This window comes from Ereboglobus sp. PH5-10, assembly GCF_029504735.1.
Taxonomy (GTDB): domain Bacteria; phylum Verrucomicrobiota; class Verrucomicrobiia; order Opitutales; family Opitutaceae; genus Ereboglobus.
Genome location: NZ_JAQFIP010000011.1, coordinates 1 through 25,121, shown reverse-complemented (window position 1 = coordinate 25,121; position 25,121 = coordinate 1). Strand labels below are relative to the sequence as shown.

The 25,121-nt window shown below is 60.1% G+C and carries 20 protein-coding genes and 1 pseudogene; 15 read left to right on the top strand and 6 right to left on the bottom strand.

Features of this window, described 5'->3' with window-relative positions; translation table 11 throughout:
• Positions 1-30: 30 nt before the first annotated feature.
• Together M2447_RS09735 and M2447_RS09730 are read left to right on the top strand one after the other, a co-directional pair.
• The gene (locus M2447_RS09735; protein ID WP_277558449.1) at positions 31-663 is read left to right on the top strand and encodes a MotA/TolQ/ExbB proton channel family protein; all 633 of its coding nucleotides are present in this window, start codon (positions 31-33) and stop codon (positions 661-663) included.
• On the top strand, positions 660-1,067 hold the full coding sequence (locus M2447_RS09730) for a biopolymer transporter ExbD (RefSeq protein WP_277558448.1): 408 nt from the start codon (positions 660-662) through the stop codon (positions 1,065-1,067). The genes M2447_RS09735 and M2447_RS09730 overlap by 4 nt, the downstream gene beginning before the upstream one ends.
• Positions 1,068-1,142: 75 nt before the next feature.
• On the opposite strand, the gene M2447_RS09725 is transcribed toward M2447_RS09730, so the two are convergent.
• Positions 1,143-1,838: a hypothetical protein gene (locus tag M2447_RS09725; RefSeq protein WP_277558447.1), complete on the bottom strand. Its 696-nt coding sequence runs from the start codon at positions 1,836-1,838 to the stop codon at positions 1,143-1,145.
• A 61-nt stretch (positions 1,839-1,899) separates the two neighbouring features.
• Between M2447_RS09725 and M2447_RS09720 the strand changes: the two genes are divergently transcribed.
• The 9 genes from M2447_RS09720 (at position 1,900) to M2447_RS09680 (ending at position 15,378) form a co-directional block, all read left to right on the top strand.
• Complete coding sequence (locus tag M2447_RS09720) at positions 1,900-2,559, top strand: metallophosphoesterase (RefSeq protein ID WP_277558446.1); 660 nt, start codon at positions 1,900-1,902, stop codon at positions 2,557-2,559.
• 60 nt (positions 2,560-2,619) lie between these two features.
• Positions 2,620-5,166 (top strand): DEAD/DEAH box helicase, encoded by a 2,547-nt coding sequence (locus M2447_RS09715; RefSeq protein WP_277558445.1) that lies wholly within the window; start codon positions 2,620-2,622, stop codon positions 5,164-5,166.
• Between the two features lie 122 nt (positions 5,167-5,288).
• Entirely contained in the window at positions 5,289-6,050 is a 762-nt protein-coding gene (locus tag M2447_RS09710) for an amino acid ABC transporter substrate-binding protein (protein ID WP_277509888.1), read from the top strand.
• Between the two features lie 55 nt (positions 6,051-6,105).
• Positions 6,106-6,756 carry an amino acid ABC transporter permease gene (locus M2447_RS09705; protein ID WP_277509887.1) on the top strand — a complete coding sequence of 217 codons (651 nt, stop codon included), beginning with the start codon at positions 6,106-6,108 and terminating at the stop codon, positions 6,754-6,756.
• Positions 6,757-6,778: 22 nt separating this feature from the next.
• Positions 6,779-7,531, top strand: a complete 753-nt coding sequence (locus tag M2447_RS09700; protein ID WP_343215391.1) for an amino acid ABC transporter ATP-binding protein — start codon at positions 6,779-6,781, stop codon at positions 7,529-7,531.
• A 97-nt stretch (positions 7,532-7,628) separates the two neighbouring features.
• Complete coding sequence (locus M2447_RS09695) at positions 7,629-9,167, top strand: ATP-binding cassette domain-containing protein (RefSeq protein WP_277558443.1); 1,539 nt, start codon at positions 7,629-7,631, stop codon at positions 9,165-9,167.
• Between the two features lie 626 nt (positions 9,168-9,793).
• Positions 9,794-13,444, top strand: a complete 3,651-nt coding sequence (nifJ, locus tag M2447_RS09690) for a pyruvate:ferredoxin (flavodoxin) oxidoreductase (protein ID WP_277558442.1) — start codon at positions 9,794-9,796, stop codon at positions 13,442-13,444.
• 381 nt (positions 13,445-13,825) lie between these two features.
• Entirely contained in the window at positions 13,826-14,806 is a 981-nt protein-coding gene (locus M2447_RS09685; RefSeq protein WP_277558441.1) for a hypothetical protein, read from the top strand.
• 110 nt (positions 14,807-14,916) lie between these two features.
• The gene (locus tag M2447_RS09680) at positions 14,917-15,378 is read left to right on the top strand and encodes a hypothetical protein (RefSeq protein ID WP_277558440.1); all 462 of its coding nucleotides are present in this window, start codon (positions 14,917-14,919) and stop codon (positions 15,376-15,378) included.
• 191 nt (positions 15,379-15,569) lie between these two features.
• On the opposite strand, the gene glpK is transcribed toward M2447_RS09680, so the two are convergent.
• The 4 genes and pseudogenes from glpK to M2447_RS09660 form a co-directional block, all read right to left on the bottom strand.
• Entirely contained in the window at positions 15,570-17,072 is a 1,503-nt protein-coding gene (glpK, locus tag M2447_RS09675) for a glycerol kinase GlpK (RefSeq protein ID WP_277558439.1), read from the bottom strand.
• A 220-nt stretch (positions 17,073-17,292) separates the two neighbouring features.
• A pseudogene (locus tag M2447_RS09670) lies at positions 17,293-18,045 on the bottom strand (MIP/aquaporin family protein); the annotation flags it as partial.
• Between the two features lie 443 nt (positions 18,046-18,488).
• Entirely contained in the window at positions 18,489-19,562 is a 1,074-nt protein-coding gene (locus M2447_RS09665; RefSeq protein WP_277558437.1) for a winged helix DNA-binding domain-containing protein, read from the bottom strand.
• Between the two features lie 52 nt (positions 19,563-19,614).
• Positions 19,615-21,801, bottom strand: coding sequence for a hypothetical protein (locus M2447_RS09660; protein WP_277558436.1), 2,187 nt, complete (start codon positions 21,799-21,801; stop codon positions 19,615-19,617).
• Between the two features lie 115 nt (positions 21,802-21,916).
• Here M2447_RS09660 and M2447_RS09655 point away from each other — a divergent pair, with 115 nt between their 5' ends.
• From M2447_RS09655 to trpB, 4 genes are all read left to right on the top strand, one after another.
• Positions 21,917-22,210 carry an ATP-dependent Clp protease adaptor ClpS gene (locus M2447_RS09655; protein WP_277511132.1) on the top strand — a complete coding sequence of 98 codons (294 nt, stop codon included), beginning with the start codon at positions 21,917-21,919 and terminating at the stop codon, positions 22,208-22,210.
• Positions 22,207-22,659, top strand: a complete 453-nt coding sequence (locus M2447_RS09650) for a hypothetical protein (protein WP_277558435.1) — start codon at positions 22,207-22,209, stop codon at positions 22,657-22,659. Before M2447_RS09655 ends, M2447_RS09650 begins: the two co-directional genes overlap by 4 nt.
• Positions 22,660-22,700: 41 nt before the next feature.
• Entirely contained in the window at positions 22,701-23,216 is a 516-nt protein-coding gene (locus M2447_RS09645) for a hypothetical protein (protein WP_277558434.1), read from the top strand.
• A 306-nt stretch (positions 23,217-23,522) separates the two neighbouring features.
• Positions 23,523-24,770: a tryptophan synthase subunit beta gene (gene trpB / locus M2447_RS09640; protein ID WP_277558433.1), complete on the top strand. Its 1,248-nt coding sequence runs from the start codon at positions 23,523-23,525 to the stop codon at positions 24,768-24,770.
• A 111-nt stretch (positions 24,771-24,881) separates the two neighbouring features.
• Here the strand turns inward: trpB and M2447_RS09635 are convergent.
• The coding region (locus M2447_RS09635) for an autotransporter outer membrane beta-barrel domain-containing protein (RefSeq protein ID WP_277558432.1) at positions 24,882-25,121 on the bottom strand (240 nt) is incomplete at its 5' end.

Below are 25,121 nucleotides of genomic sequence, written 5' to 3'. Positions count from 1 at the left end.
TCACGCCATACATTCACGACATACATGTTAATGACGACCCTCCTTTCCGCCATTGATGGCATGCGCATCATCAAGGAAGCCGGCCTTCTCGCCTACCCGCTCGGTTTCTGTTCCGTCGCCGCAATCTTCATCATCTGCGAACGCAGCATCGCGCTCCGCGAATCCGCCATCATCCCGATCGACCTCGCCGACTCCGTGCTCGGCGGGCAAAACATCGTCTCCGGCGTGCATTCGGCGCTCGGACGCATCATCGGATTTGTTGAACGGCATCCCGGCGACATGGAGGGTGCCAAGGCCTACGCCCGCCTCGAAGTCATGAAAATGGAGCGCGGCGTCAGCTACCTGGATGTCATTTACACAGGCGCGCCGCTCATCGGGCTGATCGGAACGGTGTCCGGCCTGCTCGCCGCGTTTTCCAAAATCGACCCGGTCACAAAAATGCCCGACCCGGTGCAATTCACCGAAAGCGTCGGCTACGCGCTCTCGGCCACGCTGCTCGGCCTTGTGGTCGCGGTCATCGCGCTCATCGGCAACGGCTACCTCCAGCGACGCATCGACGCGCAGGCCGCCAAGCTCGACGTGCTCCTCGAGCGCGTGCTCCAGTATCGCAAAACCGACGGCGGCGACGCCTCCGGGGGCAACCAACTCACCAAGTCCGCATGAGCGCAACGGGATTACGCGTCAAACGCCGCCACCGGCCCGAACTGCCGCTGGTGCCCCTGATCGACGTGCTCGTGCTGCTCGTCTTTTTTGCGTTTGTGACGATGCGTTTCGCCAACACGCAAACGCTCAACCTCACGCTCCCAAAAGTCGACACCGCCGGCTCCAACCAGTTCAACGTCGAGGGCGTCACCATTGCGATTGAGAAAGACGGCACCATTCTTTTTAATACCAAACCCGCCACGGAAGCCCAACTCGTCGATCTGCTCCAACAAGTGAAACAGGTCAGCCGCGACATTCCCGTGCTGATCAGCGCCGACGAGGACACCCCGCTCAAAACACTCGCATTCGTGATGGACGCCTGCCGCAAAACCGGCCTGAACAAATTCAGCCTGCAATCGCGGTAGGACGAAGCCTCAGAAGCCTCAGACGGAGGCGGTTTCATATGCCGCATTGTTCGCGGCTCACCGGGACGGAACGCCCTACCCTTCCTGCGTCACCGGCTTCTCGTCGTCCTGCTGTTCCTGCGAATCTTGCGCCGGCTCCTGCTGCGGTTCCGGCACGTCCTGCGAAAGCGCTACTTCCGCCTCCGGTTCTTGCGGCGATGCGGGCTCGGCTTCCGTTTCGGCTACGGCCTCCGCTTTCACTTCCGCCTCCGGCTCCGTTTCCTTCGATTCGCCGCCGCCCACGAGCACGCTCAGCTGCTCCTGCACTTGCACGAAAAATTCCGGCGTCAGCTCGCCGCCCGGCACCTCGATCATCTGTTTTGTTTTTGCGTGCTCGTAGAGATTCTTGCCCCCGTCCGCCGAGCGGCCTTTCGGGCGCAACACGCGTTTTCGCTCCAGCATCAGCGCCAGAAACTTCACCAGCCGCCCCGTCTCCGGCGTCAATTCCGTCGCCGGATCGACCAGCGTCATGAACAGGTTTTCCGCAGTCAGCTTGAGCTCGCGCTCCGGGTTTTCGTTGGCTTTGCGCGGCTTGTATTCGCGCACCCAGCGGCACATCAACGGCCCGTCGGCGACGAAGTTGCCCGCTTCCGACTCCAGCATGTCGCGCCTCATAATCTCATCCGGATTCTGCCGCCCGCGCAGCAGCACGCTCACCACGCGCCGCCCCTCCACGAAAGGCTGCTGCGAAACCCAACAAACGGTTGCCTGAGGCTGTATCGATATTTCCATCACCCAACTTGTTTACTTGAGGCGGCCCGTGCCGCCAGTCAATTTCTGCAAATCGAAAAAAATGACCGGACGCATCATCGCCATCGGAGACATCCACGGCTGCCACCAAGAATTTTCAGACCTGCTCGCCCTTCTCAACCTAGCGAAAGACGACCGGCTCATCCTGCTCGGCGACCTCGTCAACCGCGGCCCCGACTCCTGCAAGGTCATCGACCTCGCGCGCCAGCACCACGCCACAGCCCTCCTCGGCAACCACGAGCTGCGCCTCCTCGCCTACCACAAAACCAAGGATCCCTCGCATCTCCGCGAAACCGACATCGGCACCTTCTCCAAGCTCCGACCCGCCGACTGGGAATACATCGGTCAAATGCCACTCACCCACCACGAGGAAACGCTCAACACCGTCTTCGTGCACGGCGGTTTTCTTCCAGGAATCCCCTGGCAAAAACAATCCGCCGAAACCGTCACCAACATCCAGGTCATCGACTCCGGGGGCCGACCCCGCAAGCGCGCCGACGCGCCCAACGCGCCCTTTTGGGCCGATCTCTGGAGCGGCCCGCCCTTTGTCGTTTACGGCCACACTCCGCGCCCTGAAACCTACAAGCTCAAATGGTCGCTCGGCATCGACACCGCGTGCGTCATGGGTGGCGCGCTCACCGCCTACATCCTTCCTGAAAAACGAATCGTGCAGGTGAAAGCCCGAAAAAAATATTTTCCCTGACTCCGGCAGTGGCGCGGGCAGCTCGCCCGGAAACCCTGATATCCAATTCTCTTCTCGCTGATGCTCCGTATTTACCTGCCGCCCAATCTTCCCGCCGCCGCCGCGCGCGATGCGATCCCGATCAAACTCGAAATCGATCTCGCCGCGCCGCCAGCCGCGGCCCTGCTCCCGGCGCTCGCGCTCATCCAAACGTGGTGCAACTCGCAAAAACCGCCCGCCTTCATCCAGCTCACCCGCGCCCAACTCCGCCAGCTCATCGCCGCCCTCGCCGGACAACCGCTGTTTTTCTGGATAAACAAACCCGCCGCCCCACTCCCCTGGAACGGCATCAACCTCCCCGGCATTAACGAACACCTCGTCGAAAAATCACAACCGCCACCGCCCTCCCCTCCTCCCATTCCGCACTCCGCACTCCGCATTCCGCATTCACAACAAGCGGCGCTCACGCCGCCGCTTGTTGACGGCTCCGAGCACTACCTCGCCATCTCGCTGCCAAGCCGCGAATCCGTTTCCTACCACACGATACTCGATTTGCTCAAAACCAACGGCTTCGCGCTCGAACCGTCGAATCGCAAATGGTGGCTGCGCAACCGCCACAAAGTCCTGAATTTCCTCGCCGCCCACGGCGACGATCTCCGCGACACCTACCACGCCGGTTTCACCGACAACTTCAAGAAGAACACCGCCCGCATCACTCGCGCCGAAGTTGCCTGCGACGCCACGCCCGCCGCCTCCGGCGGCTACGACCTGACCCTCGGACTCCGCGCGGAGGGTGTGTCCGAAAACAAAATACACGACGCCATCGCCTCCAGCCGCTCCTATCTTGAGGACGCCGAAAACAAACGCATCTACCTCGTCCCGCCCGCGCAACTCGACCGGCTCGCGCGCGCGCAAAACGCCCTCGCATCGGACAACACCGGCCTTGCGCCCGCCGCGCGCCGCACGCATCGCATCCCCGCCGCCGCGCTCGCCGAGGCCGAGAGCATAATCGAGGAAATCGCCCCGCACTTCCAGCCGCCCGCCGCCTGGCGCGCGCGCAGCGAGGCGCTCCGCAATCTTTCCAAACTCGCGCCCGCGCCCCTGCCCGCGCAACTCGACGCCCTGCTCCGCCCCTACCAGCGCATCGGCGCCGCCTGGCTCTGGCATCTCCGCAACCACAAGCTCGGCGGAATCCTCGCCGACGAGATGGGTCTCGGCAAAACCCTTCAGGCGCTCGCGCTGCTCGCCGCCGCGCACTCGGAATCACCGGACTCCGGCGCGGCGCCCGGTCTCGTCGTGTGCCCCGCCAGCCTTGTCGAAAACTGGCGGCGCGAGGCCGCGCATTTCACCCCGCGGCTGCGCGCATTCATCCATCACGGCAACAACCGCCTCGCCCGCGCGCCCGACGCGGCCTCGCACGACCTGATCATCACCTCCTACGGCACGCTCGCCCGGGACAGCGCGTTTTTTTCAAAAATCGAATTCGACATTCTCATCGCCGACGAGGCCCAGCATCTCAAAAACCGCCGCACGCAAAATGCGCGCACGCTCCGATCTCTTCGCGCCCGCTCGCGTTTTCTGCTCACCGGCACGCCGCTCGAAAACTCGCTCGACGACCTCCGCTCGCTTTTCGAAGTCCTGATGCCCGGCTACCTCGCCCCCGTCCCGCCTGGCACGCGCGGCGACGAACGCGCATGGCACGACGAGCGCCTCCGCGCCCGCACCGCGCCCTACATCCTGCGCCGCACCAAGACCGCCGTCGCCCCCGAGCTTCCCGAGAAAATCGAGCAGGTCATCTACTGCGAACTCGAGCCCGCCCAAGCCGCCCTCTATCGCAACGTGCAGCAAAACACCGAGCGCGAACTCCTCGCCCTCGAAACCAGCGGCGCCAGTGAAAACGCAATCCGCCTCGCCACGCTCACCCAGCTTCTCCGCCTCCGCCAAGTCTGCTGCGATCCGAGGCTGCTGCCGAGGACGGCAGCAAAGGAGACAGGAGTCAGGAGTCAGAATTCAGAAGATAGGACGGTGAAAGAGGGTTCAGTATGCCGGGGTGCATTTTCTCCTGACTCCTGTCTCCTGACTCCTGACTCCTCCAATTTCGCCTCCGCAAAACTCAACGCCTTCCGTGAAATCCTCTCCGAGGCCATCGACGACGGACACCGCCTGCTCGTTTTTTCCCAGTTCACAAAACTCCTCGCGCTCGTCCGCGAGGAGCTCGACGCGCAACAAATCCCCTTCGCCTATCTCGACGGCGCCATGTCCGTTCGCGCGCGCCAGGCCGAGGTTGACCGCTTCAACAACCCGCCCGCCGGCGCGCCCGAACCTCCCGTTTTCCTCATCTCGCTCAAGGCCGGCGGCACCGGCCTCAACCTCACCGCCGCCGACACCGTCGTGCACTTCGACCCGTGGTGGAATCCCGCAGTCGAGGCGCAAGCGACCGACCGCGCCCACCGCATCGGGCAAAAACGAGTCGTCACCAGCTACAAACTCATTTGCAGCGGCACCGTTGAGGAAAAAGTCCTCCAGCTTCAGGAAAACAAACGCGCGCTGCTCTCCGACGTCTTCGAGGCAAGCGACACGCTCAGCGCAAAACTCACCCTCTCCGACCTCAAGTCGTTGCTCGCATAAATAAAGAAGCTACTAACGCACAATCATTTTCAGGCCTGATAACAGTTTTCCATCAGTTTCCTCGATATCAAATTGAACACGCGTCTTGACCTTTTCCGCCGCTTTTCAGACCTATTGCCCGAATGAAATTCCGCGCGCTCTCCGCACTTGTCGCAATCACCGCCAGCCTCCTCTTCACGGCTTGCAGTCCAAAATCCAATAAAATCGTCGTTGGCCTCGACGACAGTTTTCCCCCGATGGGCTTCCGCGACGAACAGCACAACATCGTCGGTTTCGACATCGACATGGCTCGCGAGGCGTTCAAACGCATGGGCCGCAGCGCCGAGTTCAAGCCCATCGACTGGAACTCCAAGGAGGCCGAGCTCGCCAGCAAGCGCATCGACGTCCTCTGGAACGGCCTCACCATCACCGAGCAGCGCAAGGCCAAAATCGCCTTCACCGCCCCCTACATGGAGAACCACCAAATCATCATCGTCCCCGCCAAGTCCCCCATCCGCAACAAGGCCGGCCTCGCCGGAAAAGTCGTCGGCGTGCAGGAGGGCAGCACCGCCGTCGACGCCATCGAGCGCGACGCCGCCACACGCAAGACATTTCGAGAAATGAAAACCTTCGCCGACAACGTCACCGCGCTCATGGACCTCGGTGTCGGACGCCTCGACGCCGTCGTGCTCGACGAGGTTGTCGGCCGTTATTACATTTCCAAAAAACCCGGCGAATACGTCGTGCTCACGGAAGACTTCGGCACCGAGGAATACGGAGTCGGCCTGCGCAAGGAGGACACCGCCCTCCTCTCCGAACTGCAAAAGGCGCTCAACGACATGAAAAAGGACGGTGCCTCCGCGAAAATCTCCACGAAGTGGTTCGGCGCCGACGTCGTCAAATAACGCGCCCGCCCGCCGCCGCCCGATTCCACCGCACCTTCCCGCGCGCACAGCCTGAATGGACACCGTGATCAACAACCTCGGCCCGCTGCTCGGAGGAGCGTGGGTCACGCTCAAGCTGTTTTTCATCACGCTGCTCCTCTCGCTGCCGCTCGGACTCGCGCTCGCGCTCATGCGCATCTCGCGCTTCCGCGCGCTCGGCGCCGGCGTCAACGGCTACATCTGGCTCATGCGCGGCACCCCGCTCATGCTCCAGATGTTCTTCATCTATTTCGCGCTGCCAAACCTCCCCGGCCTCCCGATCATCCTCCCCGATTTTCTCACCGCCGTCGTCGCCTTCACGCTGAACTACGCCGCCTACTTCGCCGAGATTTTCCGCGCCGGCATCCAGTCGATCGACAAGGGCCAGTATGAGGGCGCCAAGGTCCTCGGCTACACCTACCCGCAAACGATGCGCCACATCGTCATGCCCCAGGTCGTCAAGCGCATCCTCCCCCCGCTCAGCAACGAAACCATCACGCTCGTCAAGGACACCTCGCTCATCTACGTGCTCGCGCTCAGCGACCTGCTGAAGGTCGTCCGCGGCATCGTGCTGCGCGAGTTCAGCGCCGCGCCCTTCATCGTCGCCGCCGTCTTTTACCTCTGCATGACCTTCGTGCTCACGGTCGTCTTCCAACGCCTCGAAAAACGCTACGCCGTCTATGACTGAAAGCGCGCCCGAAAAACGAAACATGATCCGCGCGGAAAACATCCGCAAAAGCTTCGGCGCGCTCCAAGTGCTCAAGGGCGTTTCGCTCAGCCTCGCCGAACGCGAAGTCGTCGCCATCATCGGCCCGTCCGGCTCCGGCAAAAGCACCTTTCTGCGCTGCCTCAACCACCTTGAGAAAATCGACTCCGGGCGCATCGACATCGAGGGCGCGACCCTCGCGCGCACCGAGCCCGGCGGCCATTGCCGCTACGCGCCCGAGCCCGAGATCCGCCGCATCTGCTCGCGCATGGGAATGGTCTTCCAGCACTTCAACCTCTTCCCGCACATGACCGTGCTGGAAAACGTCATCGCGCCGCCCATGACCGTGAAAAAACGCGCCCGCGCCGACATCCTCCCCGAGGCCGAGACCCTCCTCGAAAAAGTCGGCCTCCGCGACAAGCGCGACGCCTACCCCTCGCAGATTTCCGGCGGGCAAAAACAACGCCTCGCCATCGCGCGCGCCCTCGCCATGCACCCCGAGATCATGCTCTTCGACGAACCCACCTCTGCGCTCGACCCCGAGCTCACCGGCGAAGTCCTGCGCACCATGCGCCAGCTCGCCGACGAGCGCATGACGATGCTCGTCGTCACGCACGAAATGGGCTTCGCGCGCGAAGTCGCCAGCCGCGTCATCTTCATGGACAACGGAGAAATCATCGAAACGAACACCTCCGTTGAGTTTTTCAAAAACCCCGTCCACAAACGCACCCGCGCCTTCTTGGAAAACATGCTGTAAACCGGCGTAAACACCTCCGCGCCAGCTTCATCATCCGCCCCGGCTTAAATCGACTTGAGTCGACTTAAGTCGATTTAAGCCGATCATCTTTTCCGCAATGTCCTCCGCACAGCTCACACTCACCGACATCGAATTTTCCTGGCCCGGCATGGCCGCGCCGCTCATCGAAAACCTAACCGTGCAATTTCCCTCGGGCACATGGACCGGCGTCGTCGGCGCCAACGGCTCCGGCAAAACCACGCTCCTGCAAATCGCCACCGGCGCGCTCCCGCCCGCGCACGGTTCCGTCCACGCGCAAGGCGCCGCGCTCTACGTCGCCCAGCGCACCGACGACCCGCCGCCGCTCTTCGAGGATTTCCTCTGGGCGCCCGACGCCGCCGCGCTCAAATCCCGCCTCCGCATCGGCGACGACTGGCCCGAGCGCTGGACCACGCTCAGCCACGGCGAGCGCAAACGCGCGCAAATCGCCACCGCGCTCTGGCGCGAACCCGCCATCCTCGCGCTCGACGAACCCACCAACCACATCGACGCCGACGCGCGCGCCCTCCTCGTCAACGTCCTGCAAAACTTCCACGGCGCCGGCATCCTCGTCAGCCACGACCGCGAGCTCCTCGACGAACTCTGCACCCGCTGCCTCATGCTCGAGCCGCCGCGCGCCACGCTCCGTCCCGGAAACATCACCGAGGCGCTCGCCCAGCAGGACATTGAGGAGCAAACCGCGCAAAACGAAAGCGACGCGCTCAAGCACGCCGCCGCCCGTCTGCGCGCCGAGGCGCAGCGACGCCGCGTCATCGCCGAGCAAAAAGCCGCCGCCGCCCGCGGCTCGCACCAGAAAAAGCTCACCAAAAACGACCCTGACGGACGCGCCATGCGCGGCCTCGCCAAGCTCACCGGCAAGGATGCCTACGCCAACAAACTCGCCGGGCAAATGCGAGGACGCGCCGCCCGGGTCGAAAAAGAGCGCGCCTCCATCCAAGTCACCAAGCGTTACGAAACCGGCATCTGGATCGACGGCGCATCCTACTCGCCGCGCGACTTCCTGCTGCGCCTGCCGGCGGGCAAGCTCCCGCTCGGCGAAAACGAAAACCGCCACCTGCATTTTCCCAAGCTCGCCATCGGGGGCGCCGACCGCGTCGCGCTCACCGGCGCAAACGGCTCCGGCAAAAGCACGCTCATCCGGCACATCCTCTCCAATCTGCAAATCCCCGGGGACAAACTCGTGCGTGTGCCGCAGGAAATTTCCGCGGAGGATTCGCGCACGCTGTTGGAAAAAATCAAACTGCTCCCCAACGCCGAGCGCGGCCGCATCATGACAACGATCAGCCGCCTCGGCTCGCGCCCCGCGCGCCTGCTCGAAAGCGCGCAGCCCAGCCCCGGCGAAATTCGCAAGCTCCTGCTTGCGCTCGGCATCGTGCGCGGCCCGCACCTGATCGTGATGGACGAACCCACGAACCACATGGACCTGCCTAGCATCCTGTGCCTTGAGGAAGCGCTCGCCGAGTGCCCCTGCGCCATGCTGCTCGTCAGCCACGACCGCGCCTTCCTGAAAAAAATAACCCGCCAGCGCTGGCATCTCGCCGCCCTTCCCAACGGCGACACCAATCTGGAAATTCTGCCCGCGCTGGACGAGGTATAGCGAATTTCAACCAAAAACGGGATTCCATTTCCGACAGCCTAAATGGGACTGTTTTCATCCGGAGCGTAACCTATTGGGGTTACACAATTCACAAACCAGCCTTGGTCTTCAACAGGTGGGGGGGTGCTCGCCGAGCGCGCCGAGAATTACGAGTGGCAAACACAGCGGTTGTCGGAATATCGCCGTTGCGCGGAACGGCGAAACCGCCCTCCCCCATTTGATGCGACACGTGCATTTCTCCTCAAACTGCCGCTGCGTCAAAACCAGCACAAATTACCGAAAACTGCGCATAAATTGCCTTAAATCCGGCAATTTTGAACAAAATATACATATTCACGTATACCAATCTTAAGCAGCACGTCAGGCACTCGGTGTTCATTGAGAACGAAAAAGCAATATATGCGCAGGATTTGGTCAAAATCAGCTCATTTTTTTTCATTTTATCTTTCCAAAAACCATCCCACTGGTTGACTCTGCTACTCTGCCGAATATCTATTTAAATAATTACGACATATTTTCCCCCGATTTCAAAAAACACCCGCCATCAATCAGCCCAGTTTTTCATCATCTCCACGTAATTTCATAATTTTTTAAAAACAAACAGGTTAATTCATAATTTAGAAACAATGAACGCAACTCAAGCCGCCTCCGAAACCACCAAATCCAAACCGGCCACCATCGACGCCAATGAAGCCGTCGCGCATGTCGCCTATAAAATGACGGAGGTCTTTACGATCTATCCCATCACGCCGTCCACCCCGATGGCGGAATTCATGGATGACTGGGGTGTTCAGAAAAAGACCAACCTCTTCGGTCACATCCCCGAAGTCGTTGAGATGCAATCCGAAGCCGGTGCCGCGGGCGCGATGCACGGCTCGCTCATGGGCGGCACGCTCACCAGCACTTTCACCGCCTCGCAGGGCCTTCTGCTCATGATTCCCAACATGTTCAAGATCGCCGGCGAACTCACCCCCTGCGTCATGCACGTCACCGCGCGCACCCTCGCCACGCACGCGCTCTCCATTTTCGGCGACCACTCCGACGTCATGGCCTGCCGCCAGACCGGTTGGGCAATGCTCGCCGCCAACTCCCCGCAGGAGGCGCACGACATGGCCGCCATCGCCCACGCCGCCACCCTCAAGTCACGCGTCCCCTTCCTCCACTTCTTCGACGGCTTCCGCACCTCGCACGAAATCAACACCGTGCATCGCATCAGCGACGACATCCTCCGCTCGATGATCGACGCCGACGCGCTCGACGCCTTCCGCTCCCGCGGCCTCAACCCCGACGCGCCCGCCATCCGCGGCACCGCCCAAAACCCCGACGTCTTTTTCCAGGCCCGCGAATCCTGCAACAAATTCTACGAAGCCGTCCCCGCCATCGTGCAGGCCGAGATGGACAAGTTCGCCGCCGCCACCGGCCGCAAATACGGCCTCGTCAACTACGAGGGCGCGCCCGATGCCGAACACGTTATCGTCATCATGGGCTCCGGTGCCGAGACCGCCGCCGAGACCGCCGCTTGGCTCAACAAAAAGGGCCAAAAAACCGGCGTCCTCTCCGTCAACCTTTACCGTCCGTTCCCCGTCGACGCCTTCCTCAAGGCGCTCCCGAAAACCACCAAGGCCATCGCCGTCCTCGACCGCACCAAGGAGCCCGGCGCGTTTGGCGAGCCCCTCTATCTCGACGTCGTCGCCGCCGTCCGCCACGGCGAGGAAAACGGCGCGCTCACCGGCCCGCGCATCAAGATCACCGGCGGCCGCTACGGCCTCGGCTCCAAGGAATTCACGCCCCCGATGGTCGCCGCCGTTTACGAGGAAATCGCCAAGGACAAACCGAAACAAACCTTCACCATCGGCATCAACGACGACCTCACCGGCCTCTCGCTCCCCTACGACAACACTCTCGACATCGAAAGCCTCGACGAAACGCTCACCCGCGCCGTCTTCTTCGGCCTCGGTTCCGACGGCACAGTCGGCGCCAACAAAAACACCATCAAAATCATCGGCGTCGACGCCGGCAAATACGCCCAGGGCTACTTCGTTTACGACTCCAAGAAATCCGGCGGCTTCACCGTCTCGCATCTCCGCTTCGGCGACCGCCCCATCCGCGCGCCCTACCTCATCAAGAACGCCGACTTCGTGGGCTGCCACCAGTTCAACCTTCTCGACCAGCAACCCGTCGTCGATTGCGCCTCCGAGGGCGGCATCCTCCTCATCAACGCCCCCGGCGACACCGAAACCGCCTGGCACCGCCTCTCCGCCGAGACGCAGCGGGAAATCATCGCCAAAAAACTCCGCGTTTACGCGATCGACGCCAGCGCCGTCGCCCGCTCCGCCGGCCTCCCCGCCAACCGCACCAACACCGTCATGCAAGTGTGCTTCTTCAAACTGAGCGAAGTGCTCCCCGTTGACGAAGCCATCGACAACATCAAAAAGGCCGCGATCAAATCCTACTCGAAAAAAGGCCAGGAAATCGTTGACCAAAACCTCCGCGCCATCGACGCCGCCCTCTCCGCGCTCAAGGAAGTCAAGATTCCCGCCGCCGCCGACTCCACCGCGCTCCGCCAGCCCCCCGTGCCCACCGACGCGCCCGACTTCGTGCGCAACGTCACCGGCATGATCCTCGCCGGCCGCGGCGACGACCTCCCTGTCTCCGCATTTCCCGTTGACGGCACCTGGCCCTCCGCCACCGCCCAATACGAAAAACGCAACATGGCCGCCACGGTTCCCGAATGGGACGCCTCCATCTGCATCCAGTGCAACAAATGCGTGCAAGCCTGCCCGCACGCCGCCATCCGCGCCAAGTTCTTCGACCCCGCGCTCCTCAGCAAGGCGCCCGAGGGCTTCAAGTCCGTGCCCTTCAAATCCACGGAATACAAGGGCAACAACTACGTCCTCCAAGTCGCCGTCGAGGATTGCACCGGCTGCGAACTCTGCGTGCACGTTTGCCCGGTCAAAAACAAGGCCGACCCGAAGAAACGCGCCATCAACATGGTCGAGCAATACCCGATCCGCGAACGCGAGCGCGCCAACTTCAAGTTCTTCCTCGACCTGCCCTCGATCGACCGCGCCAGCTTCAAGGCCGACACGCCGAAAAACGTGCAATTCCTCGACCCGCTCTTCGAATTCTCCGGCGCCTGCGCTGGCTGCGGCGAGACACCCTACATCAAACTCGTCAGTCAACTCTTCGGCGACCGCGCCGTCATCGCCAACGCCACCGGCTGCTCCTCCATCTACGGCGGCAACCTCCCGACCACGCCCTACACGACAAACAAGGACGGACGCGGCCCCGCATGGGCCAACTCGCTCTTCGAGGACAACGCCGAATTCGGCCTCGGCATGCGCCTCTCGATGGATCGCAGCGCCGACCGCGCCAAGCGCCTCCTCAACGCCCTCGCCGCGCAAATCGGCCAGCCGCTCGTTGACGCCATCCTCACCGCCGACCAGTCGAACGATCCCGCCATCGCCGCGCTCCGCGCCAAGATTGCGGAACTGAAAACCGCCCTCGCCGGCATCAACGACCCGCAAGCCCGCGAACTCGAAAAAGTCGCCGACTACCTCGTGAAAAAATCCGTCTGGATCTTCGGCGGCGACGGCTGGGCCTACGACATCGGCTACGGCGGCCTCGACCACGTCATCGCCTCCGGGCGCAACGTGAACATCATGGTGCTCGACACCGAAGTCTATTCCAACACGGGAGGCCAGTGCTCGAAATCGACGCCCCTCGGCGCGACCGCGAAGTTCGCCGGCGGCGGCAAGCCCACTGGCAAAAAAGACCTCGCGCTCCTCGCCACCGTTTACGGCAACGTCTACGTGGCCCGCGTGGCCATGGGCGCCCGCGACGCGCAAACGCTCAACGCCATCCGCGAAGCCGAGTCCTACGACGGCCCCTCGCTCATCCTCGCCTACGCGCCCTGCATCTCGCACGGCTTCAAGGCCATGTATGAAGGCTTCGACCGGCAGAAACTCGCCGTGGAAACCGGCTACTGGCCGCTCTTCCGCTACGACCCGCGCCGCGCCGCCGAAGGCAAGAACCCGATGCAACTCGACAGCGCCGCGCCGAAAGGCGAGCTGAGCACGTTTACCCGCGCCGAAAACCGTTACAAACTGGTGGCCCGCTCCGTGTCGCCGGAGCAAGTGGCGGTGTTCGAAGCCGAGGCGCAAAAAGGAGTCAACGACCGCTTCGCCCTCTACCAGCGCCTCGCCGACAACGGCGGCGACGTCAAAGCGGCCGTCGCCCCGACACCCGCCGCGCCATCCGCGCCCGCGCAAAAGTAAGCAAGCAACCAAAACACACACAAAGGGGCGTCGCAAACGACGCCCCTTTTGCTACATAGCGCAGATACTGTAAGGGCTTCGATTGCGACGCCATCCTGGGAGCGCGGGCGTCCCGCCCGCACAAACCTCCAAATCTGCGGGCAAGATGCCCGCGCTCCCGGGCGCTGTCGCGTTGTATTCATCCCTTTTTATCTTTCGTCTCAAATTTTGACCGCCCTACGTGCAAGTGTGAAGGTGTGCGTGGCATTCGACCGCATTACCAGCTCCAGTCCCACGTGAAAGCACTTGCCTGCACGAGATTCGCCCGTAAGTGTTTAGTAAAGGCCCCCGCCGCAAGCAACGAGGCATTACACCCGTAACGATTAATAAAAATACAATGTAATGAGAAAACTCATACAAAAATATCATTCACTCCTAGCCGATCCCGGATTCTTGAGGTTCCAGCATGCCCGTATCGCTGAAGTCTATGATCAACTGGGACAGGGATACACGAACAATGAAGGTGAGGTTGCACTGGTTACACGCATAGCAAACACCCTCAAGGGCCAATCATATCATGGTCTACGAATTCACTGCGAGAAGATACACGGCTCAAAATCTTACGTTTCATTCAATTTCCGAAACAAGCCGACCTCCAAAGAACTGGGGGACTTGATTCTTGTTACAGTTGTCTCCGATGGTAAGCGGCGTTTACTACAGAAACTTTGTATTGTGCAGAATAAGATGCTTCGTAATGGCAAAGCTCATATAGACGAGGAACAGCTTTTTTTACTGAAAAATTTTCCTCTGTTTAGCGGAAGCAAAGGGATGTTCCGAGGGGCGAAGGATGTCGTGTTTCGGAACACTCAAATGTGTCTCGGTGCGTATGGGTTCTTTGAAGCCCCTGGCGAACTCATCCATGTGAATGCTGGAGTTTTGAGTAACACCCTGAATGGCTCTTCATCCTTCACAAAGACAGCACTAGCGTCGGGGGCAAGTAATGCTGGGCAACACTTGCGTGGCAACGATACATGCGTCTTTCCATGGTCTGATGATCTTATGATCTTGCACGAGATTTTTTGCATATGGCACAAGCGCGGATTTCCCCTTCCTTTGATTTCACTTATATCGCCTCTTTTTTCGTCCCAACGGACACTGCACGACTTACACGACTTTATTCGAGCATGGACATCTTTTCAGATTGGTGAAATAGTCTATGCATTTGATCACACGTTAGATAGAGAAGCAGAGATGTTTTCGAATGCAGTGCTAAGAGCTGCTGGACTCAGCGAGTTTATTGACTTGAGTGATGACAATATTCAGGGCGAGTTTAGTGTCGATTCAACTATCATGGTGTCACATCTAGACATTAGTAAGGAATAGCAAATAAAACCGAACAAAACCATTGAGGCAACGCGCTACCGTGCATGACTCATGGTAACCGTTAGGAAGAAATATAGATAAGTATTACACTCCAAAAAGAAGGAATTTCTGTGATTAATTTCATTATCGGTTTTTTTTCAAGCCTCACCGCCACCGGATCGGTCGCAGTATTTGTTAGATTCGTTTGGCCAGCTGCTCAGTATCGATTCTTTTCAAAAGGCATTCGAATAGAAGGTCCTTGGGCGATTATTGAAACACGCAATGGCGTTGAAGTTCATGTTGGTCAAATTGATCTAAAGCAAAATGGTTACAGGGTTTCAGGGAAAAGCACTCGAAGGAAAAAACGAGATGGCACTGATTCCAATCGTAGCTTTGTGTATCAAGGAAAGATACAAAATAACCAAATTACTCTTCTATTTGAGGATCAAAAAGGAGATGGATTCGACTCAGGCTCCTATGTGTTTAGTGTTCAAAATGACGGCCACACCATGATTGGAATGGCTACCTTTCATGGGAAGCCAGAAAATCGCATTGTTTCCGAACCCAGAATATTAAAGAAGTTGCCGTCTTGAGTCCGAAAACGCCTCGCAGGAGCAGGTTGAAATGACGTCAAGATAAGGGCGATTATCGTCTGAAAAATAGCACGGACATTCCTGCCTTCATCCTGTAAATCCCGCCAATCCTGTCAGAAAATTTAAACCAGAATGGTCAGGATTTACAGGATGCGGAGTCGGCTCTTGAATACTTGCGTATTTTGGATGCCTTAACTTCCGCTCTCCCACCCCTTGGAGCGTTCGAGGGCGCGGTTCCAGCCGGTGCGCAGGGTGTCGATGTCCTTGCGCGCGGTGTCGGGCTTGAACTCCTGGTCAACCTGCCAGTTTTTCGTGATGTCGTCGCGGCTGGTCCAGTAGCCGACGGCGAGGCCGGCCAGGTAGGCGGCGCCCATGGCGGTGGTTTCGACACATTCCGGGCGGATCACGGGCCTGCCCAGCAAGTCGGATTGGAACTGGAGCAGGGGCTGGCTGTGGCTGGCACCGCCGTCCACGCGCAACTCGGAGAGCGTCAGTCCGCTGTCCTTTTCCATGCACGAGATGAGGTCGGCGGTTTGGAAGGCGATGGCGTCGAGGGCCGCGCGGCAGAAGTGCGCGCGATTGGTGCCGCGCGTGATGCCGACGGCGATGCCCCGGGCGTAGGGATCCCAGTGCGGGGCGCCGAGTCCGGTGAAGGCGGGCACGATGTAGAGGCCGCCGGCATCGGGCACGGTGGCGGCGAGCCGGTCGACTTCCTGCGCGGTGGAAACGATGCGGAGCTCGTCGCGCAGCCATTGCACGACCGCGCCGCCGATAAAGACCGATCCCTCGAGCGCGTATTCGGTGCGGTTGCCGATGCGCCAGGCGATCGTGGTAAGAAGGTTGTTTTTCGAGGTGACGGCCTCCGTCCCCGTGTTCATCAGGGTAAAGCAGCCGGTGCCGTAGGTGTTCTTGACCATGCCCGGCTCGAAACATGCCTGGCCGAAAAGCGCGGCCTGCTGGTCGCCGGCGATGCCCGCAATCGGAACCCCGCCGGGATAAATCGCGGGGGCGACTTTTCCATACACCTCGGAGCTGGACTTGACCTCGGGGAGCATGGAGCGGGGAATGCCAAGGAGCTTGAGCAGGTCGTCGTCCCAATCGCCGGTGTGGATGTTGAGCAGGAGGGTGCGCGAGGCGTTTGTGGCATCGGTGACGTGCACCGTGCGCTCCGTGAGCTGCCAGATCAGCCATGTGTCCACGGTGCCGAAAAGCAGGCGGCCCTTGTCGGCGAGGGCGCGCGCGCCGTCCACGTTTTCAAGTATCCAGCGGATTTTGGTGCCGGAAAAATACGGGTCGATGCGCAGGCCGGTTTTTTCCCGAATCATGGACTCGACGCCCTGCTTTTGAAGTTCGGCGCAATAATCGGCCGTGCGGCGATCCTGCCAGACGATGGCATTGTAAACCGGCTTGCCCGTCTCGCGATCCCAGACGACCGTTGTCTCGCGCTGGTTGGTGATGCCGACCGCGGCGATGGCGTCGGTTGAAAGATCAGCCTTGGAAACGGCCTCCGCCGCCGTGGAGCTTTGGCTGGCCCAAATGTCGAACGGATCGTGCTCAACCCAGCCGGATTTCGGATAATGCTGCCGGTATTCCTTTTGCGCGACAGAAACGATCCGGCCCGAATGGTCAAAAACGATGGCGCGTGAACTGGTGGTGCCCTGGTCGAGGGCCAGAATATATTTTTGGGAGCTCATGATGTTGAATGACGATGGATTTTTTAACGATGAGTGGAGTGGATTAAGAAGTTATCCTGAAATACTGTGTCCTGATTTTTAACCACGGATGGCACGGAGCGGCACGGAGGAGGAGCGTCTGAACGTCTGGGGCTTGACCTGGATTTCCGGCCTCTGGCTCTCTGGCATTCTTGTTTTCCCTCCGTGTATCTCAGTGTTCTCCGTGGTTAAATTTTTAGCCCTAAAACCCGAGCAAAACGAAAAGTTGCGCTCCGATGATGCCGCCGACAATCGGGGCCACGACGGGCACCCAGGAATACTGCCAGTCGGAGGAGCCTTTTCCGGGAATGGGAAGCACGGCGTGGGCGATGCGCGGCCCCAGGTCACGCGCGGGATTGATGGCATATCCCGACGGACCGCCGAGCGAAAGGCCGATGGAGAAAATAAGCAGGCCGACCAACGCGGGCCCAAACCAAGTGCCCACAACCGCGGCCCACGCCTCCTGTCCGCTGGGAGCGCCCAATGCCACTTTTCCAAAGGCCAGGATGCCGAACAAAAGAACCGCGGTCCCGATCACCTCCGTGACAAAGGCGGGCCCCATCCGGCGCACGGCGGGAGCGGTGGAGAAGCAGGCGAGCTTGGTGGCGGCGTCGTTTGTCACGCCCCAATGGGCAAAATAGGTCAGGTAAACGAGAACTGCGCCGATAATGCCGCCGGCCATTTGTGCTCCGATGTATCCGGCCACCTGCCCCCAGCCGAAGCTCCCGATGCTGGCGAGCGCGAGTGTGACGGCCGGATTGAGATGCGCCTCGGAAAACCGCCCCGTGGCATAGACGGCGATGGCCACGGCGCAGGCCCAGCCCGCGGCCACGCAAATCCAGCCCCCGCCGTTGCCCTTGGACTTGGTGAGATTCACGTTTGCGACGATGCCATTACCAAGAAGGACGAGGATGGCGGTTCCGACGAATTCAGCGACATAAGCATTCATAGTGTGGGCGTTTTTGAATTTTCAGGGTTATGATTGCGGAAGAAACCAAATGAACATCCGAAATCCCAGCACCGCAAACGGGTTTTCACAATTATATTTTTCGCAATAATTTACAATTTATTAATCGCTCGCCGGGAAGGCGGAAGAGTGTGCCGGACAATTGATATTTTGCAATTCCAGCGCCCTACCCCAACGTTACCAACCAAATCGAAACCTCAAATCAAGGTAACACAGACATTCCTGTCTGTGTCTCCACTCCCGTCCGCATCCTGCGCATCCAATTAATCCTGTCTTAAGGATCATGACAGAATTAACAGAATATACAGAATGAATAGTCGATTATTATAATATGTATATATTTCATATCGACACATCGTTCATCTTGGAGAACCAGTGTCACTGGTTTTAATAATCAACAAACCGTTCGCGCGCTTCGCTGCCAAGCATGTCTATTCATCCCTGTCCGAATAAAACTTCTCCAACCGCCTTATCTCCGGCTCGAAAAGCTGTTGTTTTCGCTTGGACGTTTTTTCGAAAAAGGAGAGTTCTATTCGGACAGCTCCTTTCCTGCTCGTCTTTTTCCATGAGCCGACAATTTCGCCATTGAGCATCACGGTCGGGGAAAAGAGGCCGTTCCTCGTCATCACCTTTCCATAATGAGCATCGTGAATCATCTCGGAACGGTCCTTGTAGCTCACCACAAATTCGTCGAACGGCGGAAGCAGCAATGCCGACGCGCTTCCTTTCGGCGGAGTCTTAATGTCATTTCGCATCCAGAACTCGCGCCCGCTTGCCTTTTCGCATACAAAATCGTTTTTGATCATCTCGACAGCGCGCCTGCTATCGGTGAGCGACAAGCCCGACCACCACTCAAAATCAAGAAGCGTCGCCGGTCCGTGGCTCGTGAAATACCTCCGCGCCAGGCGTTCCAACGCAGCCTCCCGGCTTATTGTTTGGTTTCGTTTCCGGGGAACCCATTCGTTTAGCAAAGCATAGGTTTGTTTATTACCCTGTATTTTCCCGTTGCAAAGAATCCCCTCCATCTCGGCGCGTTGTATAATAAGATTCAGCAAGGTGGCATCCGCCTTTATTCTTCGCGCCTTCAGGGCCTCCCCGATTTCCTGCTTCTCCAAATGCCCGCCATTGGACAGGGATTTCTCCACAATGGGAACGGCGCGCGCTATGACCGCCTCGTCCGCGCCGCACATCCGGCAATAGGAGAGATAAATCGGCTTTATTTGCGGGTTCGAAAGTTCGCGCATCCAATGAATGTCATCCGCCGCCACAAAATGCCACGTCGGGCGCAGAATGTGCGTGCGAATGATTTTCCCCGTGTTCAAGGCCTTCTCGACATCCGCAACCGTCTTTGATTCGAGACGCGTTCCGATCGCCCACTTCGCCAAATCCAGCGACTGCGACTGCATCGCGCCCATCCGGGACACGACCTCTCGCGGCTGCTTCAACTCATGGCCGGAGAGCAATTGATTGTATAAACGTATATTGAGCAGGTCCGGGGTCTTCACTTGGAAATTGAAAACGGCGCGGCAAAAAATCCGCGCCGTCCTTCGCGTTTGATTATTTCGACGACAACAGCCGGTCCCAAATCCATGTGTTCGTCTCGATGTGATCGATCCACGCCCATGCGCCGAAGGCCGCGAGCGCGGCGAGAACCAGGACCAGCACGATGCGGCGCTTGCGGCGCTTGGCCGCCTTGTCCTCGTAGGGATCGCGAAGCGTGCGCTGCGAGCCGTCAGGAAGCGTGGCGATGTCCGTGAGCGAGGTGCCGAGCGGGACATTGATTTTTACGCGTCCGTTGACCGCCCATCCCGCCGCGTCAAGAATCGGCCCGAGTGTGCGCTGGCGGAGTTTCAACCAGGCAATGAACATCGACGGGCCGGAAATGATCAGCAACAACGCCACCGGAATGAGGAGGATTTGCCAGGGCGCGAGACGGGCGATTCCGGTTGCGATCGCGGCAATCGCGCCGGTGAGCGCGCCTGCGGCCACGCCAATCGCGGCCACAGTGCCGACGTCGATTTTTTTCGGCGCCTCGGGTGTCGCGGACGCGGACGCGGCGGCGAGCTTGTCGGCATTGGCGGTGTTTTCCGCAACCTTGTCGAGCTTGGCGCCGGTGGCGGCCTCGGCAGCGGCGCCGCGTTTGGCGAGATGTTCCTCGATTGTGCGGATGAGTTTTTTATAGGGCGACCAAAACGCCTCGCGCACGCTGATCGGGTTCGAAACGAGCTTGGTGATCGTCGCGTCCCAGTCGCGCCCCTTCATGTCGTAGAAAACGCCGTTGCGCCCCACCATCAGATAGTCGGAGTCGCCCTGGGTGAAACAGGCCGCGATTTTCAACGGCGCCTCGCCCGCGCGCTTGAGTTCGCAGTAGGCGATGCACGCGCGGCTGAGCGCGGCGAGCACGGAATGCGCCGCGGGATCATCGACGCGGATGCACAGTTCGCAACTGCGGCTGTCGAGGTAAAGCACGCCCGCCTGAAAGATCGCCGAGTGTTTCAGCGAATAAAAATCGGCGAAGTTCACGAAGTTGCGCAACAGCACGCCGAGCTGGCTGTAGTAGCGCACGAGCCGGTTGATGTCGTTGAGCGCGAGCGATTCGGATTCGAGCGCCTTGTCTTGCGCGACGAGTTTGCCGAGCGCGTCGCGGTCGGCGGCGGAGGTCGCGTGGATTTCCTCGATGCGCGCATCGCCGAGCGCGGTGATCGGCGAGCCGGCGTTTGCCGCGAGCCAGTTTTCGTAGGGCCCGAACTTCGTTTTCAGCGACGCCCACTCGGCGGCGGTGATGTCGGCTTTGCCCGCGTTGAACGCGACCGGCATCGTGTCGGAGAGAAATGCCCCAACGGCGGCCGTCCACGCGGGATTGATGCCGGCGGCGAGCGACAGCGGCTTGTCGGGCGTGATTTTTGCGAGGGGAAACCCGGCCAGGTCGGAATCGCCCGGCTTGAGGTCGCGCGCGATGATCGCGGCGTAGTCGGACTCGGGGCGGTTGAGCGCGGCGAGCGTGCGCGGATCAAACGAGGCCAGGCGACAGCGCTCGAAGTAGTCGTCGATTTTCTCGCGCACCGCCTTGAACGCGGCGTGGGCCGCGGGCGTGGTTTTGCCGAAAACGAAAACCTGCGTCGCCGCGGCCTCGGCGTTGCGCGCGATGTGCGCGGCGACCGCGTCGTAAAACGCGTCGATTTTTTCCTGCGTCACGCCGGGCTTGCCGCTGAGATCCTGCGCGGCGCCTTGAGTGGCGATGATGTTTTCGACGAGCTGCTTGAGCTCGGGCGTGTCCGTGGTGTCGGCGGAAATGACGCCGTCGCCGTTAAAACGGCCGTCGAGAAATTGCTTTCGCGTTTCGGCGATGCCCGCGACGCTGAGCCCGGTTTTGCCCTCGCTGATGAGGAGATTTGCAGTGGAGAGCAGCAGCGCGCCCTCGGGCGTGCCGGCGTTGATCGCATCGGGGGGCAACTGCGGCTGCGGGTTGAGGATGACGCCCACGTCGGCGAGGCGCGTGGAAAGCCATTTGATCGCGCCGGTGATCTCGTCAACGCGGATGCGTCCGTCGTTGTCGGTGTCGAGCAGCTTCAGCGTGTCCTCGTCATATTCGAGGCTTTTCACCGGACAGCTCAACGCGACCCAGAGTTTCTGGTCGAGTTGGCCTAGGTTGAGCAGATCATCGGCTGTCTCGAGGATGACTTGGTCGAGTCCGCCGATGCGGGCGAATTTCCAGCGGTGGGTTGTGCGTTGGGTGGATGTCATGGTTGAAGAAGAGGGTTGTGCGCGTGGTGCGGCACTCATTTCCGCTTTATTTGCGCGCGGCTGACAAGTGCGATGTTGCGCTGTAATAATGCGCGAGTTTGCATGAAATGCAATCATGGCGGCCCAAACGCTCACAGTCCCGAAAACAGACACCCACGTCGCGCTCGCAAAAGACGGCGACTGGCGCGTGGTGGTGCTCAACGATCCCGTAAACCTTATGTCATACGTGGTGCTCGTTTTCAAAAAGGTTCTCGGCTTCGACGACCAAACGGCGCAAAAGCACATGCTCGAGGTGCACGAACAGGGCCGATCCGTCGTGTGGTGCGGCCTGAGGGAAAAAGCCGAGGCCTACGCCTACACGCTTCACGAATGGCACCTGCGGGCGATCCTGGAGGCCGACGACAAATGAGCCGAATCGAGATCACGCTCAGCCTGAAAATCGTCGCGCCGCTGATGGACTTGCTCAATGCCACCGCGAACGAACTCAAGACCCAACTCGCCGTGCAACTGCATCCGCCCGCAAACGGCGACGATGCCGAAATGGACGAAATGTGGCGGAACTCGCTCCTCTCCACGCAAAACGAGAGTGTCGGCGTGCTGCTCGCGCTATTCGACGGCGAGTTTTTTGAAACAGGCACCGTCACGATCAATACCGACGAAAGCATGCAAATAATCCGCGCCTGCACCGCGCTGCGCCTGCAAATGCGCCTGCGCCAGCTTGCGGACATCCCCGACGAAACATTGGAGCAGGGCATCGGCGATTTCGACGCGCTGCAACCCGACACGCGCCGCGCCCTCATGGCCTACATGTTTTTGGCCACCCTGCAGGAATTGATAATCCGGCACGTTGAACCCTGAAAAAACTCCCCCCCTCTTTTCCAACAAAGAACGACCCAACCATGCAAAACGTAACATGCAGCCGCTGCGGCACCCCGTTCAGGACAGCCGCGAGCGCGGCGAACGAGACATCCCCGGCGACCCATTTCTGCTGCGCCGGCTGCGCCCTGCTCTCGCGCGTGCCGGTCGATGAGAAAGGCCAGTTCCCCGTGAACGCGCACCTGATATCGGCGCTCGTGACCGGCTTTCTTTATTTCAACCAACTGCTGTTCTGGCTGCTGACGCTCCTGCTGGAGCATCAGGAAAAAATCGCGCGCGCCTCGCAATTCTGCCGGGCCGGCGCGGTCGTGGCGCTCGCCGTCTGGTGCGCCGTGGCATATATTCAATGGCGCGAACAGGCGGCGCGACGGGCGGATTATTGCGTCTCGGCAATCGCGCTCGGCATCCATGCGTGGATAATTGCGGTCGCGATAATTTCGGGCGCGACCCCGCGCGCGTGGCCAATGGTCGCGACCAACGCGCTCCTGATCCTCTGGCACGCGCGCGGAGTTTTCAGGGGAAAGAAACCGCGCCGCTGATGGAGCGACACAAGCGCCCTTTGCCCAAAAATATTTTCCCTTGACTCCCCAAACCCTCACCGCGCATTTTCCGCGCAACTTCAATTTTCAGACATGCGTTTGAACAAAAACATCAACAATACTTGGCGCTGGCGTTGCTCCTCAACGAGACAATGACGCACGCTTACGCACTGTAATATCAACGCACCGATTCCATTTAAACATGAAGCCTGCCGTCATTATCCGGCAGGTTTTTTATTTTTTCCATCCGGCTAATCACGGCGCTTCAGTTTCAACAAAACCAAACAACAGAAAACAAACACACACATGAACACACAGACATCCACGCAATACACACGTCCCAAACTCCCGATGCACCTGCAGGTGCCCGACGAGCGCGGCTTCTTCGGCAAGTTCGGCGGCTCGTTCGTCCCGCCCGAACTCCAAAAGCAAATGGACGAAATCTATCGCGGCTACCAGCACATCTGCCGAAGCCACGATTTCATCCGCGAACTGCGAAGCATCCGCAAACACTTCCAAGGCCGCCCCACGCCGGTCTATTATTGCAAAAACCTCAGCGACAAGGTCGGCGGCGGGCGCATCTACCTCAAGCGCGAGGACCTCAACCACTCCGGCGCGCACAAGCTCAACCACTGCATGGGCGAGGCGCTTCTAGCCAAATACCTCGGCAAGAAAAAACTCATCGCCGAAACCGGCGCGGGCCAGCACGGCGTCGCCCTCGCCACGGCGGGCGCGTATTTCGGAATCCCCGTCGAAATCCACATGGGCGAAGTCGACATTGCCAAGGAGCATCCGAATGTCGTGCGCATGAAAATCCTCGGAGCCAAGGTCGTGCCCGTCACCTTCGGCAACCGCACGCTCAAGGAGGCCGTCGATTCCGCGTTCGACGCCTACCTGAGCGACCCCGTCAACAGCATCTATTGCATAGGCTCGGTCATGGGGCCGCACCCCTTCCCCCTCATGGTGCGCGAGTTTCAGCGCGTCGTCGGCATCGAGGCGCGCGAGCAGTTCATCGAGATGACCGGCGAGCTGCCCAACAACGTCGTCGCCTGCGTCGGCGGCGGCTCCAACGCGATGGGCATTTTCTCCGGCTTCCTCGACGACCCCGTCGAACTCCACGGCGTCGAACCGCTCGGACGCGGCGCGAAACTCGGCGACCACGCCGCCTCGCTCACCTACGGCAAGGAGGGCATCATGCACGGCTTCAACTCGATCATGCTCACCGACGAAAAAGGCGAGCCCGCGCCCGTGTATTCCGTCGCCAGCGGACTCGATTATCCGTCGAGCGGCCCCGAGCACGCCTACTTAAAATCCATCGGACGCACCAAGACCGTGACCGCCACGGATGCGGAGGCCATCCATGCGTTTTTCCAACTCTCACGACTCGAGGGCATCATTCCCGCGCTCGAAAGCGCGCACGCCGTCGCCTACGCCGTGAAGCTCGCCAAGGAGCGCCCGCAGGAGGACATTCTCGTCAACCTGAGCGGACGCGGCGACAAGGACATCGACTTCGTCATGGAAAAATACGGCGACTACGCGGACAAGGAATACTGAGCTGGCTTCAACTTCCTTATGCTTTCGGGCCTTTCACGGCAGGGCGAACCGTCCCGGTGAGTCGGGGCGGTTCGGACGGCAAGGTGGAAGCGGCGGGACGCCGCTTCCACGTTACCAGAGTCTGCGGTAGCCGAGGTTTAGGGACCAGGGGCGTTCGTAGAACTGGGCCTTCGCATATTCGTAGTCGATGTAAACTTGGCTGATCGCGTCGATGCGGTAGCTCGTGCCCAGGCCGAACTCGACTCGCTTGCCGTCGTAGTTGGCCTCAAATGTTCTGCCGTGCGCAGTGATCTCGCCGTCGGAGCTTTCCACCGAGACCGCCGCAAACTTGCCGTAGGGCGCCCAGCGGCT

Coding starts and splice junctions, on each gene's coding strand:
- M2447_RS09700 (WP_343215391.1), top strand. CDS start 6,779: ATGATCCGCGCGGAAAACATCCGCAAAAGCTTCGGCGCGCTCCAAGTG.
- M2447_RS09655 (WP_277511132.1), top strand. CDS start 21,917: ATGGCGGCCCAAACGCTCACAGTCCCGAAAACAGACACCCACGTCGCG.
- M2447_RS09685 (WP_277558441.1), top strand. CDS start 13,826: ATGAGAAAACTCATACAAAAATATCATTCACTCCTAGCCGATCCCGGA.
- M2447_RS09725 (WP_277558447.1), bottom strand. CDS start 1,838: ATGGAAATATCGATACAGCCTCAGGCAACCGTTTGTTGGGTTTCGCAG.
- M2447_RS09715 (WP_277558445.1), top strand. CDS start 2,620: ATGCTCCGTATTTACCTGCCGCCCAATCTTCCCGCCGCCGCCGCGCGC.
- nifJ (WP_277558442.1), top strand. CDS start 9,794: ATGAACGCAACTCAAGCCGCCTCCGAAACCACCAAATCCAAACCGGCC.
- M2447_RS09645 (WP_277558434.1), top strand. CDS start 22,701: ATGCAAAACGTAACATGCAGCCGCTGCGGCACCCCGTTCAGGACAGCC.
- M2447_RS09730 (WP_277558448.1), top strand. CDS start 660: ATGAGCGCAACGGGATTACGCGTCAAACGCCGCCACCGGCCCGAACTG.
- glpK (WP_277558439.1), bottom strand. CDS start 17,072: ATGAGCTCCCAAAAATATATTCTGGCCCTCGACCAGGGCACCACCAGT.
- M2447_RS09660 (WP_277558436.1), bottom strand. CDS start 21,801: ATGACATCCACCCAACGCACAACCCACCGCTGGAAATTCGCCCGCATC.
- M2447_RS09650 (WP_277558435.1), top strand. CDS start 22,207: ATGAGCCGAATCGAGATCACGCTCAGCCTGAAAATCGTCGCGCCGCTG.
- M2447_RS09710 (WP_277509888.1), top strand. CDS start 5,289: ATGAAATTCCGCGCGCTCTCCGCACTTGTCGCAATCACCGCCAGCCTC.
- M2447_RS09735 (WP_277558449.1), top strand. CDS start 31: ATGACGACCCTCCTTTCCGCCATTGATGGCATGCGCATCATCAAGGAA.
- M2447_RS09695 (WP_277558443.1), top strand. CDS start 7,629: ATGTCCTCCGCACAGCTCACACTCACCGACATCGAATTTTCCTGGCCC.
- trpB (WP_277558433.1), top strand. CDS start 23,523: ATGAACACACAGACATCCACGCAATACACACGTCCCAAACTCCCGATG.
- M2447_RS09720 (WP_277558446.1), top strand. CDS start 1,900: ATGACCGGACGCATCATCGCCATCGGAGACATCCACGGCTGCCACCAA.
- M2447_RS09705 (WP_277509887.1), top strand. CDS start 6,106: ATGGACACCGTGATCAACAACCTCGGCCCGCTGCTCGGAGGAGCGTGG.